The 14,484-nt window shown below is 75.1% G+C and carries 14 protein-coding genes; 9 read left to right on the forward strand and 5 right to left on the reverse strand.

Annotated features, from left to right (window positions below):
* Positions 1–34 precede the first annotated feature (34 nt).
* Both ABIH81_RS11325 and ABIH81_RS11330 read left to right on the forward strand, forming a co-directional pair.
* Complete coding sequence (locus ABIH81_RS11325) at positions 35–265, forward strand: heavy-metal-associated domain-containing protein (protein WP_349880236.1); 231 nt, start codon at positions 35–37, stop codon at positions 263–265.
* Positions 258–1,379: a hypothetical protein gene (locus ABIH81_RS11330; protein WP_349880237.1), complete on the forward strand. Its 1,122-nt coding sequence runs from the start codon at positions 258–260 to the stop codon at positions 1,377–1,379. The genes ABIH81_RS11325 and ABIH81_RS11330 overlap by 8 nt, the downstream gene beginning before the upstream one ends.
* 29 nt (positions 1,380–1,408) lie before the next feature.
* On the opposite strand, the gene ABIH81_RS11335 is transcribed toward ABIH81_RS11330, so the two are convergent.
* The gene (locus tag ABIH81_RS11335) at positions 1,409–1,828 is read right to left on the reverse strand and encodes a helix-turn-helix transcriptional regulator (protein WP_349880238.1); all 420 of its coding nucleotides are present in this window, start codon (positions 1,826–1,828) and stop codon (positions 1,409–1,411) included.
* A gap of 180 nt (positions 1,829–2,008) precedes the next feature.
* Here ABIH81_RS11335 and ABIH81_RS11340 point away from each other — a divergent pair, with 180 nt between their 5' ends.
* Entirely contained in the window at positions 2,009–2,440 is a 432-nt protein-coding gene (locus ABIH81_RS11340; RefSeq protein WP_349880239.1) for a hypothetical protein, read from the forward strand.
* 12 nt (positions 2,441–2,452) lie between these two features.
* On the opposite strand, the gene ABIH81_RS11345 is transcribed toward ABIH81_RS11340, so the two are convergent.
* A complete protein-coding gene (locus ABIH81_RS11345) occupies positions 2,453–3,601 on the reverse strand; it encodes an SAM-dependent methyltransferase (RefSeq protein ID WP_349880240.1) in 1,149 nt (382 codons plus the stop codon).
* Between the two features lie 191 nt (positions 3,602–3,792).
* Positions 3,793–5,451 carry a DEAD/DEAH box helicase gene (locus ABIH81_RS11350; protein WP_349880241.1) on the reverse strand — a complete coding sequence of 553 codons (1,659 nt, stop codon included), beginning with the start codon at positions 5,449–5,451 and terminating at the stop codon, positions 3,793–3,795.
* A gap of 283 nt (positions 5,452–5,734) precedes the next feature.
* Between ABIH81_RS11350 and ABIH81_RS11355 the strand changes: the two genes are divergently transcribed.
* Positions 5,735–6,391, forward strand: coding sequence for a ferritin-like fold-containing protein (locus ABIH81_RS11355; RefSeq protein WP_349880242.1), 657 nt, complete (start codon positions 5,735–5,737; stop codon positions 6,389–6,391).
* 45 nt (positions 6,392–6,436) lie between these two features.
* Here ABIH81_RS11355 and ABIH81_RS11360 read toward each other — a convergent pair whose 3' ends face one another.
* Both ABIH81_RS11360 and ABIH81_RS11365 read right to left on the reverse strand, forming a co-directional pair.
* Positions 6,437–6,664 carry a DUF3107 domain-containing protein gene (locus ABIH81_RS11360; RefSeq protein ID WP_013288692.1) on the reverse strand — a complete coding sequence of 76 codons (228 nt, stop codon included), beginning with the start codon at positions 6,662–6,664 and terminating at the stop codon, positions 6,437–6,439.
* 65 nt (positions 6,665–6,729) lie between these two features.
* Positions 6,730–7,368, reverse strand: coding sequence for a TetR/AcrR family transcriptional regulator (locus ABIH81_RS11365; RefSeq protein WP_216929952.1), 639 nt, complete (start codon positions 7,366–7,368; stop codon positions 6,730–6,732).
* Positions 7,369–7,517: 149 nt separating this feature from the next.
* Here ABIH81_RS11365 and ABIH81_RS11370 point away from each other — a divergent pair, with 149 nt between their 5' ends.
* The 5 genes from ABIH81_RS11370 (at position 7,518) to moeZ (ending at position 14,458) form a co-directional block, all read left to right on the forward strand.
* Positions 7,518–10,361: a hypothetical protein gene (locus ABIH81_RS11370; RefSeq protein WP_349880243.1), complete on the forward strand. Its 2,844-nt coding sequence runs from the start codon at positions 7,518–7,520 to the stop codon at positions 10,359–10,361.
* Between the two features lie 40 nt (positions 10,362–10,401).
* Positions 10,402–11,400 carry an alpha/beta hydrolase gene (locus ABIH81_RS11375; RefSeq protein ID WP_349880244.1) on the forward strand — a complete coding sequence of 333 codons (999 nt, stop codon included), beginning with the start codon at positions 10,402–10,404 and terminating at the stop codon, positions 11,398–11,400.
* Between the two features lie 5 nt (positions 11,401–11,405).
* Entirely contained in the window at positions 11,406–12,269 is an 864-nt protein-coding gene (locus ABIH81_RS11380; RefSeq protein WP_349880245.1) for a DUF3152 domain-containing protein, read from the forward strand.
* 78 nt (positions 12,270–12,347) lie between these two features.
* Positions 12,348–13,169, forward strand: coding sequence for a DUF3152 domain-containing protein (locus ABIH81_RS11385; protein WP_349880246.1), 822 nt, complete (start codon positions 12,348–12,350; stop codon positions 13,167–13,169).
* Between the two features lie 41 nt (positions 13,170–13,210).
* Positions 13,211–14,458, forward strand: a complete 1,248-nt coding sequence (gene moeZ, locus ABIH81_RS11390) for an adenylyltransferase/sulfurtransferase MoeZ (protein ID WP_349880247.1) — start codon at positions 13,211–13,213, stop codon at positions 14,456–14,458.
* Positions 14,459–14,484 lie beyond the last annotated feature (26 nt).

The raw sequence follows: 14,484 nt of genomic DNA on the forward strand, positions 1-14,484 counted from the left end.
CGGGCCCACGCCCGGGCGGCGGTACCGTGGGGTCATGACCGAGCAGCGACCCGTCGTCCAGACGTACACCGTGACCGGGATGACCTGCGCGCACTGCGTCAAGGCGGTGACCGAGGAGCTGTCCGCGCTGCCCGGTGTCGAGGAGGTCCGGATCGATCTGACCAGCGGCGCCGCCACGGTCACCAGCGCGGCGCCGCTGTCCGCCGAGTCCGTGCGTGCCGCAGTGGACGAGGCGGGTTACGAGCTGGTCGGCGGCGGTGCCTGAGTCGTCGTCCGCCACGTCCGGCACCGGCGTCGTCCCCGACGACTCCGAGGCCGGCTCCGACGCTCCCGCGACACAGCCCGGCGACGCGGCGCGGTCCGACGCGGAGGCCCTGCCCGGCCACGCGACGCGGTCCGGTGACGGCGCGGACGGCTCGGCCGGGGCGGGTGCGTCCGGTCCCGTCGTGGTGGACCGGGAGACGCTGCGGCTGGCCCTGGTGGTGGGCGGCCTGGTGCTCGCCGTCGTGCTCGGCTTCGGCCTCGGGCGGATGAACGCGCCGGCCGGCCCGGCCCGGCCCGGCGGCGCGACGGCCGGCGGGGCCGCCACGGGCGCCGACGGCGGCGGGCACGCCCACTCACCCGGGACCGGCGCGCACACGCACGACGGCGCCACAGTCACCCAGGGCGGTGGCGACGGCGCGACCGGGCTGTCGATCACCTCGGCCGGTTACACGCTCGTGCCGTCGACCGAACTGGTCGCGGGCCGCGCCGGTGAGCTGCGCTTCCAGATCCGCGACGACCAGCGCCGGGCGGTCACCCGGTTCGCCGTCGTGCACGACAAGCCGATGCACGTGATCATGGTCCGGCGTGACCTCAGCGGTTACCGGCACCTGCACCCGACGATGGCCGCCGACGGCACCTGGTCGGTGCCGATCACGCCGCCGGAGGCGGGCCCCTGGCGGATGTACGCGGACTTCACGGCGGTCGCCGACGACGGTCGCCAGGTCGCCGTGGTGCTCGGCGCCGACCTGACCGCGTCCGGCGCGTACCGGCCCCGGCCGCTGCCCGCCGCCGCCACGTCGGCCACCGTCGACGGGTTCACCGTCGGGTACGCCGGCACTCCGGACGTGGGGAAGTCGGTGCCGCTGCGGTTCCGGGTCACCGGCGCGGCCGGCGCGGCGGCGGCGCTGGAGCCGTACCTCGGGGCGTACGGGCACCTGGTGGCGTTGCGCGAGGGCGACCTCGGCTACCTGCACGTCCACCCGGAGCCGGTGCGCGACGGCGACGACGTGACGTTCTGGCTCACCGCGCCGGGGCCCGGTAGCTACCGCATGTTCCTGGACTTCCAGGTCGGCGGCGTGGTGCGGACCGCCGAGTTCACGCTGACCGTGGCCTGAGTTTCGAGGGCCGTCGCCGGCTGGGCGGGTCAGCCGGCCCGGCGGACCGGGCGGCGGGCCAGGTAGCGGAGCAGATCGCGGATGTGGTGCTTCTCCTCGGCGGGCACGTTCGGGTCGGCGAGCCGATCCAGGATCACCCGCACGTCGGCCTCCACCGGGCCGTCCTCGGCGCCCCGGCGGCGGGGCACCGACCCCGCGTCGGGCAGGCCCAGCGCACGGAACGCGGCCGCCACGGGCAGGTCGAGGGCGGCGCAGAAACCGCGGACCTTCGCGAGTTCGGGGTAGTCCTGCCAGTCGCCGGCCAGCCAGCGGAACACTGTGGAGCGGCCGACACCGGTGTGGGTGGCGAGGTCGGTCACCGTCCAGCCGCGCTCCTCGCGCGCCGCATCGATGGCCCGGCGTACGAAGCGCGCGAAGGCCATCTGTGGCGAAACGTCTGCGGAACCCATCCCTGGCGGATCTGTCCCCTTCCTCCGGTGGCCCGGCTCGCGCACCGAGCCTAGTACGCCGGGCCGGAGAAGTAACTGACTGATCGGTCCGGAGGTCCCGTCCACGGGACCGTCCGACTACGGAAAGTTGTCGCCGGTCAACTACGCTGAGGGAATCCTGGCAGTCGATGGAGGAACAGCATGGCCGAGCCGGTTTGTCCCGTACCGCATCGCCCCGGCGCCGTGAGCATCTTCTTCGTGGCCAAGGCCGCGGTGTTCGCGCTCGGCTTCTGGATCTGGCTGCTGCTGCTGGCGGTACGCGGTGACGAGGCGACCGGCGTACACCTGATCGCCGCGACCGGTGCGATCTGCACCACGCTCGCCTCGGTGGTGCTCGGGGCGCGGCTGGCGCTGCAGCGCAACGCGGCCGTTCGGCACGCCGAGCTGAAGCGGCTTCTCGTCGACATCTCGTGGAACGCCTTCGCCGCCGCCGGGAACGCCGAGCAGCCCGGGAAGGTGGTGCCGTTCCCGAGCGCGTCGCACGACGGTGAGCGGACCCCGCACCGGGGCGCCGGTGAGCGGGTGTCGGTGCTCGACCGGGGCGACCGCAACCGGAGCGACCGGGGGCGGTAGGACAGCCGTCGCTCAGCGCGCCTCGGCCAGCAGCGTCTCCAGCCGGGGCGTGACACCCCACTGGCCGACCAGCTCGCGATACTCCGCGCGCTGCCCGTCGGTCGGCGCACCGGCCGTCCGGCGCGCCCGGATGAGCAGGTTGCGCGGCGTGTGCTGGGAGTCGACGAACTCCACCACCTCGGCGCGGTAGCCGTGCAGGCGCAGCAGCGCGGCCCGCAGCGAGTCGGTGAGCACGTCGGCGAACCGCTCCCGCAGGATGCCCTGCCGGGTCAGCAGCTCGTACGGCGCGGGCGCCTGACCGGCCCGGAGCTGGGCGGCCAGGTCGTGGTGGCAGCAGGGCGCGGCGAGCACCCAGCGTGCGCCCCAGCGCACCGCGCGGGCCAGCGCCTCGTCGGTCGCGGTGTCGCAGGCGTGCAGCGCCAGCACCAGGTCGGGCGCCGGTTCGACGGGCGCCTCGGCGATGGTGCCGGCCACGAACCCGACCCGGCCGGCCCAGCCCAGCCGCTCGGCCAGTTCGGTGTTGCGGCGGCGCTGGTCCTCCCGGACGTCCACCCCGACGAGCGTCACGTCCAGGCCGCGCTGGACGAGGTAGCGGTAGGCGGCGAAGGTCAGGTACGCGTTGCCGCAGCCCAGGTCCACCACCCGCAGCGGACCGGTGAGGTCGTCGGGCAGCGTGGCCGCGAGCGCGCGCAGGAACGCGTCGACCTGGCGGCGTTTGGCCGCCGAGCCGCCGATCTCCCGGAACAGGGGATCACCGGGGTCGAGCAGCCACTCCTTGGCACGATCGTGCCCGCCCGGCTCGGGCGCCGGACGGCTGGCCGCCGCCCGGTGTACCTGCGCCTCGCCGGACTTGGTGACCCGGAGCTGGAGCGTGGCGTCTGCGGTCTCGACGTGCCAGTTGCCGAACGGTTCGGCGAGCAGTTCGTCGACTGCGGCGCCGGCCTCCGTGCCCGGTGCCACGTTGCGGGTGTGCGGCCGTGATCCGTCGGAGACGGCGATCTGCAACCGGGGACCGGCCTTCAGCGTGACCGGGCGCAGCTCCGCGCGTACCACCGAGGGGCGCTGCCCACGACGGCGCCCGGCGGCGACCGCGCGGGTCAGCCCCGGCGCGAGCAGCAACGCCCGCACCTCGGCCAGAGCCGAGTCCAACGCTTCCGGCATCAGTGCCTACCTCTCGTGTTCTCCCCGCGCTCCCGCGCTCCCGCCCGCCCGGCCCCGGCCCGGTCGATCATGAAGTTGGCGGCACCGGACACGGCGTGTCGCGGCGTCAACTTCATGATCGTCGCAAGGAGGGGCGGGGATGGGGACGGCCTCCGGGACCGGGGTCCGGGAGGCCGTATCCGTGGTGGTCGTCAGTCGGCGTTCGTGGCCTCGGCGGGTGCGCCGGTGCTGCCGCTGCGGCGACGGCGACGGCGCCGTGGCTTGGTGGACGCCTCGCCCTCCGTGGGCTGCGGTGCGCCGGCGGTCTCGGCCGCGCCCTCGGCGCTGATCACCGCGGTCGGCTCACCGGCCACCGCCTCACCGGCCCGGCGACGACGCCGCCGGCGCGGCGTACGCGGGGTCTCGTCGTCCCCGGCGTCGGCCTGTGCGGCGGGCGAACCGGCGGACGAACCGCCCTCGCCGCCCCGGCCACGACCACGGTCGCGGTCGCCGCGCTCGCGGCCCCGGCTGTCGCCGCGCCGCGCGCCCCGGCGCGACCGGCCGACGCCGCCCAGGTCCTCCTCGACCTCGGCGGACAGGCCGGCGCGGGTGCGCTCGGCGGTCGGGAGCGTGCCGCTGATGTCAGTCGGGATGTCCAGGTCCGTGTAGAGGTGCGCGGAGGTGTGGTACGTCTCCGGCGGCTCGGGCATGTCCAGCCCGAGCGTCTTGTCGATGATCCGCCAGCGGGGCATGTCGTCCCAGTCGACGAACGTCACCGCGACGCCCGTGGCCCCGGCCCGGCCGGTACGGCCGATGCGGTGGGTGTAGGTGTCCTGGTCCTCGGGGCAGTCGTAGTTGATCACGTGCGTGACGCCCGTGACGTCGATGCCCCGCGCCGCCACGTCGGTGGCGACCAGCGTGTCGATCTTGCCGGCCCGGAACGCCCGCAGCGCCCGCTCGCGCGCGCCCTGGCCGAGGTCACCGTGCACGGCGGCGACGGCGAAGCCGCGGAAGTCGAGATCCTCGGCGACCCGGTCGGCGGCCCGCTTGGTACGGGTGAAGATCATGGTCAGCCCGCGGCCCTCGGCCTGGAGGATGCGCGCCACGATCTCGACCTTGTTCAGCGAGTGCGTGCGGTACGCGAGCTGCTGGGTCTGCGGCGACGGGCCGGTCTCGGCGGTGTGCCCGGCGTGGATGGTCACCGGGCGGCGCAGGAAGCGCCGGGACAGCGCGACGATCGGGTCCGGCATGGTGGCCGAGAACAGCATGGTCTGCCGGTCCTCCGGCAGCATGGCCAGGATCTTCTCGACGTCGTCCAGGAAGCCCAGGTCGAGCATGCGGTCCGCCTCGTCGAGGACGAGCGCGCGGACGCGGTCGAGCCGCAGGTGCTTCTGCTTCTGCAGGTCCATCAGGCGGCCCGGGGTGCCGACCAGGATCTCGACGCCCTTGCGCAGCGCCTCGATCTGCGGCTCGTACGCCACGCCGCCGTAGATCGGCAGCACCCGGACACCCCGGGTACGGCCGGCGGCGTCGAGGTCCTTGGCGACCTGGATGCCCAGCTCACGGGTGGGTACGACGACGAGCGCCTGCGGGACGCCGTCGCTGCCCTCGGACGGGGCGAAGACCCGCTCCAGCAGCGGGATGCCGAAGCCGAGTGTCTTGCCGGTGCCGGTCGGCGCCTGCCCGATCAGGTCGACGCCGCGCAGCGCGATCGGCAGCGCGTACTCCTGGATGGCGAAGGCGCGGGTGATGCCGGCGGCGGCCAGCGCCTCGACGGTCTCCTGCCGCGCACCGAGCGCGGCGAACGTGGGTGCCTCCGGGGGGACCGGAGCGGTGGGGGCCAGTGGCTGGCCGGAAATCTGCTCGCTCATATGGATTTGGGGGTGCCCTCTCGTGGTGCGCCCCTCATGTCCTCAGGGCGCGATCTGGTGTGGCGCGGGCCACGCGGTCAGGGGCGATTTCGCCGAGCCGGACCGGGCCGCACGCGCGTCGGGGACCGGCGTTGATCAGCAAGTGACCGAATCGGTGCCCACGGCAACTGTCTCATCCTACCTGAACGGCCCCTGAGCCGTCCCGATTCCCAGGTGGTGGCCGTGCGCGCGGGGCGGTTCCCTGTGACTTGAGTCACAGGGGCGGCGCCGGTAGCCTGCGTTGATGTCCGCCCCCGGCCCCGCCGCCCCCGACCCGGCCGCGAACGACCTGTTCGGGCTCGTCGCCTACGGCGAACTGCTCGCGTTCGACCGCCTCGCCGCCGACGCGCGTCTCGCGCCCGACCTGCGCCGCCGCGCCGCGCTCAGCGAGATGGCCGCCGCCGAGATCGCGCACTACCGGTGGCTCACCGACCGGCTCGCCGCCTGCGGTGTCACCCCGGAGGAGGCGATGGCCCCCTACGTCGAGGCGCTGCGGGCGTACCACGACTCGACCGAGCCGCGGGACTGGGCGGAGGCGGTGACGAAGGCGTACGTGGGAGACGCGATCACCGACGGCTTCCTGCGCGGGATCGCCGACGGCCTGGCCGGGCCGGACCGGGCGCTGCTGCTCGACGTGCTGCACGACTCCCGGTACGCCGAGTTCGCCGCGGCGGAGATCCGGGCCGCGATCGAGGCCGATCCCCGGGCGGCCGGGCGGCTGTCGATGTGGGCGCGGCGGCTGCTCGGTGAGGCGCTGTCCCAGGCGGGCCGGGTGGCCGCCGCCGACCGGGGCGCGCTCGTCGCGTTGATCGGGCGGACCGGCGGGGACGTGCCGAGGCTGCTGCGCCGGCTGACCGAGGCGCACGCCGCGCGGATGACAGCGGTCGGGTTGAACAACTGAGCCGCCGTGGCGGGAGGCCCGCCACGGCGGCCGGTGCCACGGGAATCAGCGAACGGTGAACCCGACCGCGCGGGGCGACGCCTCGGCGATCTCGACGTAGGCGACCTTGCCGACCGGCACGATCACGCGCCGGCCCTTCTCGTCGGTCAGGGAGAGGGTGCCCTCACTCTTGGCGAAGGCGTCGGTCACGATCTGCTCGATCTCGGCCGGCGACTGCGCGCTCTCCAGGACCAGCTCCCGCGGCGCGTACTGCACGCCGATCTTGACCTCCACTGTGCCTCCTCAACTGGGGCGAAAAAGCCACCGTGGGAAGGCTATCCGATCCGGCGGCCCGATGTTCAGGCTGACTCACCTTGCAGCGGGAAGCTGGCGATGCCGCGCCAGGACAGGGCCGCGACCAGCGCCTCGGCCTCCGCCTTGGGCACCTGGCGGCCGCCGGCGAGCCAGAACTGGGCGGCGGTCTCGGCGGCGCCGACCAGGCCCGAGGCGAGCAGTTCGGCGTGCGAGCGGCTGACCCCGGTGTCCGAGATGATCGTGTCGGTGATGGCCGCGATGCAGCCCTGCTCGACCCGCTCCACCCGCTGCCGCACCGCCGGGTCGTTGCGCAGGTCCGACTCGAAGACCAGCCGGAACGCCTCGCTCTCGTGGTCGACGAAGTCGAAGTACGCGCGCACCGCGGCGCCGACGCGCTCCTTGTTGTCGTTGGTGCCGCTCATCGCGTCCTGCACTTTGGCCACTATCGCGTCACAGTGCGTGTCCAGCAGCGCCAGGTAGAGCTCCATCTTCCCGGGGAAGTGTTGGTAGAGCACCGGCTTGGAGACACCGGCCCGCTCGGCGATGTCGTCCATCGCGGCGGCGTGGTAGCCCTGCGCGACGAACACCTCCTGGGCGGCGGCGAGCAGCTGCTTACGGCGCGCCGAGCGGGGCAGACGGGTGGGCCGACCGGCGGTCTGTGCACCGTTCCCCACTGCGGTCATCGGATCCTCCGAGTATCTGCGTACGAGCCGGCACGTATCACCCGAACCGGTCCGGGTTCGTGAACCCGTCGCGGAATTGGCCCGCCGCTGTAACTTATCGCCACTGTCACCACACGGTAGCCTCAGCGGGGGCGACCAAGGAGCGCGCGGTGAGTGAAACAGGGCAACCCGGAGCCGCCACCCCGGGAGAGCACGGCGACGGGACGGGCCAGCGGGACGAACCGGCCCGTACCGGCGGCGGCTGGGCGCCCCCGCCGAACGGCTGGTCCCGCGGCGCCCCGGCGCCCGGCGGCTGGCCCTACGGCGACCTCGGCGGCTGGGCCGCCTCCTCGCCCCGGCACGGCGACCTGCCGGCCCCGCTGCCCGGCCACTCCGCGCCGGAACCGGGCCGCGTCAACGGCCGCCACGTCAACGGCGTGCACCACGCCGGGGAGGAGTCGCCAGTGACCCGCCAGGCGCCGGTCAGTGCCCCGCCCGCGGACGAGCCGCCCCGGACTGCCGACGGCGAACGGCTGGCCGTACCGGCCCCGCGCCCGGCGCCGACGATCGAGCAGCCGGCCGACCCGGGGGAGGCCGCCGGTTCCCGGCACGCCGCCGACGACCCGGCCGCCCGGGCCCCGCGCTGGGCCGAGAGCGGGCCGACCTCCGCGCCCCCGGCGCTCCAGGTTCCGCCGGTCGGCGCCGCCGCCTCCGGTTTCGAGGTGCCGCCGGGCTTCCACGCGCCGAACACCGAATCCACCCCGTCGCTGTCCCGGGGCTGGGCCGACCGGCCCGTCACTCAGCCGCCGGCCGCGAACCGGCCGGAGCACGCACCGGGCGAGGTCCACCCGCCCGAGGGCCGGGCGGCCACCGCCGAGCCGCGGGCCGCGGCCGGGATTCCGGCGGCCGACGACCCGAGGGCCACCGAACCGGACTGGTCGGGGCCGTCCTGGAACCGCCCGAGCTGGGGTGACGGCTGGGCCCCGCCGTGGGCCCGCACCGACGAGCCGCCGGCCCGCCGGGCCGAGGAGCCGCCGGTCCGAGGCACCGAGGAGCCGCCGGCCCGCCGCGCCGAGGAGCCCGCCGCCGAGCGGCGGGAGTGGGAGGACGACAGCGCCGCCCACCGCACCGCCCGCGAGGACCGCGCGGCCGAGTGGGCACCCGAGCCGGTGCGGCCGTACGAGCCGGCCCGCGTCGAGCCGCCCGCCGCCTACGAGCCACCCCGGCCCGAGCCGGTACGGCCGTACGAGCCGCTGCGCGCCGAGCCGGCCCCGGGACCGGAGGCGACGCGGCAGTACCCGCCGTCCGCCGAGTCCGAGGCGTCCCGGCAGTACGAGCCGGGTGCCGGGCCCGACCCGGCGCGCCGGTACGAGCCGCCGGCCGCGCCGGAGCCGGCGCCCGAGGCGACCCGGCCGTTCCGGCTGCCCCGGAGCGACGCCGAAGCGCCGCACGGCTACGAGCGGCCCTCCTGGGCCGGGCCACCGGTGCCGGTCGCCCCGCTGAGCACGCCCGCCGGTCCCGCGCCGGCCAGCGCCCCGCCCGCCCCGGCCGGTGGATACGCCCCGGCCCCGCCCGCCGAAGCGGCTGCCACCTTCCCGCCGACCTCAGGCGTGCCCGCCACGAGCGGCACGCCGCGTTTCGACCGCACACCCGCGCCCCACCCGACGAGCGCCCCTCCCTACGCGGCCCGTCGGTCCGCACCGGAACCGGTGCCGGCCGCCGACGCGGTCGCCGAGCCCCGACCGGAGGAACCGTCCCCAGTGCTGCCGCAGCGCGTCCCCTCGGAACCGGACGTGCCCGTCGTGCCGGAGCCGCCGGCAGTGGAACCGTCCGCCGAGACCCCCGAACTCGCCCGCATAGCCACCCACCTGCGCCGCGACGACGAACCCGCGCCACTGCGGGAGCGGCCGGAGGGCTTCGACGTCAACGCGATCCTCGACGCGGTCCGTGAGGTGGCGGGCGTACGCGACGCCGCGCTGCGCCGTACCCCGGCCGGCGCGCACAGCCTCCGGCTCGACCTGGCCGACGGCGCGGACCCGGCCGAGGTGAGCCGCCTGGTGGCCCGGCTGCTCCAGGAGCGGATGGGCCTGGCCGCCGCCCCGCAGAATTTGCCCGGCGCACCCGCCGTGCCGCCACCGGCCCCGCTGCGCCGCCGGTCGGCCCGGCTGGACCGCTCCGGTGAGACCCGCGCGGGCGAGACCCGGGCGCCCGGGGCGCAGTCCGCTCCGGGCGAGACCAGTGCCGCGCAGTCCGAGCCGGGCGACGCCCGTACCCCGGCGCCCCGTACCGGTGACGAGACGGGCGGGGACGAGATGCCGGCGCGGACCGGTGTGGCGCGTCCGGCCGCGAACCGTTCCGGCGACGCGCGGTTCGGCGCGGACCGCGCCACGCGCCCGGCCGAGGCGCCCGGCGACGGTGACGAGCCGCCGCGCCGCCGCCGGCAGGCCACTCACCGGGGCCGGGCCGCGGTGGACGAGACGTCGCTGGCCGCCGCGCCGACCGGCATGTCCACCGGCAGCCCGGTCACGCTCGGTACGTCGTACTCCGGCGGGCAGATGACCACGACGGAGACCGCGCCGTCGCGACCGCTGGACACCGGCGGCGTGCCGGGGCCCCGGGTGGTGATCGAGCACGTCCTGGTGAGCACGTTCGGCCTGGACGCCACCACCGAGGTCCGCCTGGTCGCGGGCGACCGGACGGCCGAGGGGCACGCGACCGGCCCGGCGGTCGACGGGTACGTGCTGCGGCTCTGCGCGGTGGCCGCGGCCGCCGCGGTGGACGAGTTGCTCGGCCGGGGCGTCCCGGCCGGTGAGCGGGGCCGGTGCTTCGTGGAGCACGCCGCCGTGGTGCCGTTCGGCAACTGCGAGGTCGCGACAGTGGTGGTGTTGCTGGTCTGCGACGGCTGGGTGGAGCAGTTGGCCGGTTCGGCGCTGGTGGCCGGCGATCCCCGGCAGGCGGTCGTGCGGGCCACGCTCGCGGCGGTGAACCGGCGGCTGGAGGCGCTGCTCTCCTGAGCCGGTGTGCGGTAGGGCCCGTGCGGGGAAGACTGGAGACATGAAGCGTGCCGCACTCTGGCCGGAGCACAGCCTTCCCGCACACCACGTCCCGCCGCCCTGGCCGGGCCGGCACGTACGCCTCGACGGCACGCTCGTGCACGTCCGCGACACCCCGGCCACCGGTCCCGGCGCGGAGCCCGCGCTGTACGTGCACGGCCTCGGCGGGTCGGCGCAGAACTGGACCGACCTGGCCGGCCTGCTCGCGGACCGGCTCGACGGCCAGGCGATCGACCTGCCCGGGTTCGGGCGCAGCGAGCCCGGGCCGCGCTACACCATCCCGGCCTTCGCCGAGCGGGTGATCCGCTGGATCGAGCACAGCGACCGGGGGCCGGTGCACCTGTTCGGCAACTCGCTCGGCGGCGCGATCTCGGTCCGGGTGGCGGCGCTGCGCCCCGACCTGGTCCGCACGCTCACCCTGGTCTCGCCCGCCCTGCCGTTCCTCGACTTCCGGCGCTCGTTGCAGGGGCGGATGCTCCCGCTGCTGGCGATCCCCCGGGGCGAACGGCTGGCCGCCTGGCGGCTGGCCCAGTTCAGCCCGGAGGTGACCGCGCAGCAGGTGATGGAGGCGTGCGTGGCGGACCTGACCCGGATCAGCGATCAGCGCCGGCAGGAGGCGATCGACGAGATCCGGGTCCGGTACGAGGCGGCCCACTACGCCGCCGCGTACGTGCGGACGTTCCGGGGCCTGGTCGGCAGCTTCCTGCGCTCGTACCTGCCGGGGGAGGGCGCGCTCTGGCGGCAGGCGGCGGCGGTACGGGCGCCCACGCTCGTCGTGGGCGGGCGGCAGGACCGGCTGGTCGACGTGCGGGTGGCGCCGCAGGCGGCCCGGGTCATCCCGGACAGCCGGCTGCTGATGCTCGACGGCGTCGGGCACGTGGCCCAGCTGGAGGTGCCCCGGACCGTGGCGCGGGCGGTGCTCGGCCTGCTCGCCGAGGCGAAACCGTCGCTCACCACCAGCATGGGGGAGAGCGGAACGGAGCGTGACATGGCAGGCTGAGCCGGATGCCCAGCTCCCGCCCTCCACGTGCCGCCCGCTCCCGTTCCTCGTTCCGTCACTGGCGCACCGCGCTCGTGGTCAGCGCCTTCGCTGCCGCCGCCGCGGTCGGTGTCGGCGTGGCGGTGCAACTGCCGTCGGCGGGCGCGGGGACTCGGATCACCGACGGGTTCGTCGCCCAGCCTCCGGCCCCCACGCCGGCGCCGTCCACGCCGAGCGTCTCGCCGCCGCCCCCGGTGACGCCCAGCGCGCCGGCCGCGCCGGTGCTGACGCTGTCCGGCCCGGGGCCGGCGAAGGGCCGGGGCAGCTTCGCGTACGACGAGCGGACCAGCGGCGTGCTCGGCCGCGCGGGGACGCTGCGCCGCTACCGGGTGGCGGTGGAGAACGGCTCCGGCGAGGAGGTCCGCGCCTTCGGTGAGGCGGTGCAGCGGGCCCTGGCCGGCCCGGGCAGCTGGGTCGACGGCGGCGAGCTGCGGTTGCAGCGGGTCGGCCCGGACGACCGGTACGACTTCACGATCTACCTGGCCACCCGCGACACGGCCGGGCGGCTGTGCGGGGCGGGCGGGATCGACATCCGGGTGGGTGGGGTGCCGTACACGTCGTGCCGGGTGCCGGGGAAGGTGGTGATCAACCTGGACCGGTGGCGGACCTCGGCGCCGCACCTGGTCGCGGCCGGGATGCCGCTGGACACGTACCGGCTCTACGTGGTCAACCACGAGGTGGGCCACCAGCTCGGGCACCGGCACGAGGGGTGTCCCGGTGCGGGCCGGGCAGCGCCGGTGATGCAGCAGCAGACGCTGTTCCTCAAGGGCTGCCGGCCGAACCCGTGGCCCTACGTGGGCGGGAAGCGGTACACCGGGCCGGCCCTCTGAGCGCCGGTTCGTGAAGAATATTCGCGGCATAGGCGGCAAAAGCAGCTAAATGCCCGAATTGCATGACACGCTGAGGTCATGACGTCGTCGTCCCCTTACGACAACCCTGCCGCGCCGCCACCCGAGCGTCCCACCCTGCGCCGGATGCGACGGCGCCGCCGCTCGGTGCTGGTGCTGGCGATGCTGCTCGCGGCCGTCAGCGGCGCCGTCGGCATCACCCGGCTGAACGCGCCGTCGCCAGGGCACGGCGGGACGTCGCTCGCCGCCGAACCGTCGCTGGCGCGCGGCGCCGAGGCCGACGTCCCGGCCGCGGCGCCGACCGGCTACCCCACCGCCGGCCCCGGCACGTTCGCGGTGGCCCAGGGCCGGTCTCCGGTACGCGGACAGGAGGGCCCGCTGCGCCGCTACCGGGTCGAGGTCGAGCAGGGTACGGGCCAGGACGCCGACGAGTTCGCCGCCACCGTGGACGCGGTACTGGGCGACCCGCGCAGCTGGATCGCCTCCGGCGACCTGCGGGTGCAGCGGGTGCCCGAGGCGGCCGCGGCCGACTTCACCGTCTACCTCGCCACCCCGGTCACCTCGGAGCGGATGTGCGCCGAGGGCGGCCTGCGCACCGACCGGTACACCTCCTGCCGGCTGCCCGGCCGGGTCGTGCTCAACCTGGCCCGGTGGATGACGGCCGTGCCCGGCTACGGCGCCCCGCTGGAGGTCTACCGCACGTACGTGATCAACCACGAGGTCGGGCACGAGTTCGGCGAGCTGCACCAGGCGTGCCCCGAGCCCGGCGCGCCCGCCCCGGTGATGCAGCAGCAGACGTACGGGCTGGACGGCTGCCTGCCCAACGCCTGGCCGTACGTCGGCGGGATGCGGTACTCCGGCGAGCCCACCGACGGCCTCTGAGTTATTCCCGGTCCCGCAGTTCGGGCCGAGTGTCCCTCATCATGGCCGATCCCCGTCCGGGCGAGCGACAATGGCGCGGTCACACCGCCGATCCCGGGGAGTCCACCGTGTCGTTGCCCCCGCTCGTCGAACCCGCCGCCGAGCTGACCGTAGACGAGATCCGCCGCTACTCGCGCCACCTGATCATCCCGGACGTCGGGGTGGAGGGGCAGAAGCGGCTGAAGAACGCCCGGGTGCTCTGTGTCGGCGCCGGTGGCCTCGGCTCGCCGGCCCTGCTCTATCTGGCCGCGGCCGGTGTCGGCACGCTCGGCATCATCGACTTCGACACCGTTGACGAGTCGAACCTCCAGCGCCAGGTCATCCACGGCGTCTCCGACGTGGGCCGGTCCAAGGCCGAGTCCGCCGCGGCGTCGATCCGCGAGATCAACCCGCTGGTCAACGTGGAGATCCACAACACCGCGCTGGACCGGGAGAACGTCCGGGACATCTTCTCCCGGTACGACCTGATCGTCGACGGCACCGACAACTTCGCCACCCGCTACATGGTCAACGACGCGGCCGTGCTGCTCGGCAAGCCGTACGTCTGGGGTTCGATCTACCGCTTCGACGGCCAGGCGTCGGTGTTCTGGGCCGAGCACGGCCCCTGCTACCGCTGCCTCTACCCGGAGCCCCCGCCGCCCGGCATGGTCCCGTCCTGCGCCGAGGGCGGCGTGCTCGGCGTGCTCTGCGCGTCGATCGGGTCGATCCAGGTCAACGAGGCGATCAAGCTGCTCGCCGGCATCGGTGAGCCGCTCGTCGGCCGGCTGATGGTCTACGACGCCCTGGAGATGAGCTACCGCAAGATCAAGGTCCGCAAGGATCCGAACTGCGTGCTCTGCGGCGAGAACCCGACCCTCACCGACCTGATGGAGGACTACGAGGACTTCTGCGGCGCGGTCTCCGACGAGGCGCAGGAGGCGGTGGTCGACTCGACCATCACCGCGCTGGAGCTGAAGGACTGGCAGGACTCCGGCAAGGACGTCTTCCTGGTCGACGTGCGCGAGCCCGCCGAGTACGAGATCGTCCGGATCCCCGGCTCGACGCTCATCCCCAAGGGCGAGATCCTGTCCGGCGAGGCGCTGGCGAAGTTCCCGCAGGACCGGCAGATCGTGCTGCACTGCAAGTCCGGCGTCCGCTCCGCCGAGGCGCTGGCCGCGTTGAAGGCGGCCGGCTTCTCCGACGCGGTGCACGTCCAGGGCGGCGTGCTCTCCTGGGTCAAGCAGATCGACCCGTCGCTGCCCTCGTACTGAGTCGTGTCGATGGGCCCGCCCGGCGT

This window comes from Micromonospora sp. HUAS YX12 (assembly GCF_040215685.1).
GTDB classification, from domain to species: domain Bacteria; phylum Actinomycetota; class Actinomycetes; order Mycobacteriales; family Micromonosporaceae; genus Micromonospora; species Micromonospora tulbaghiae.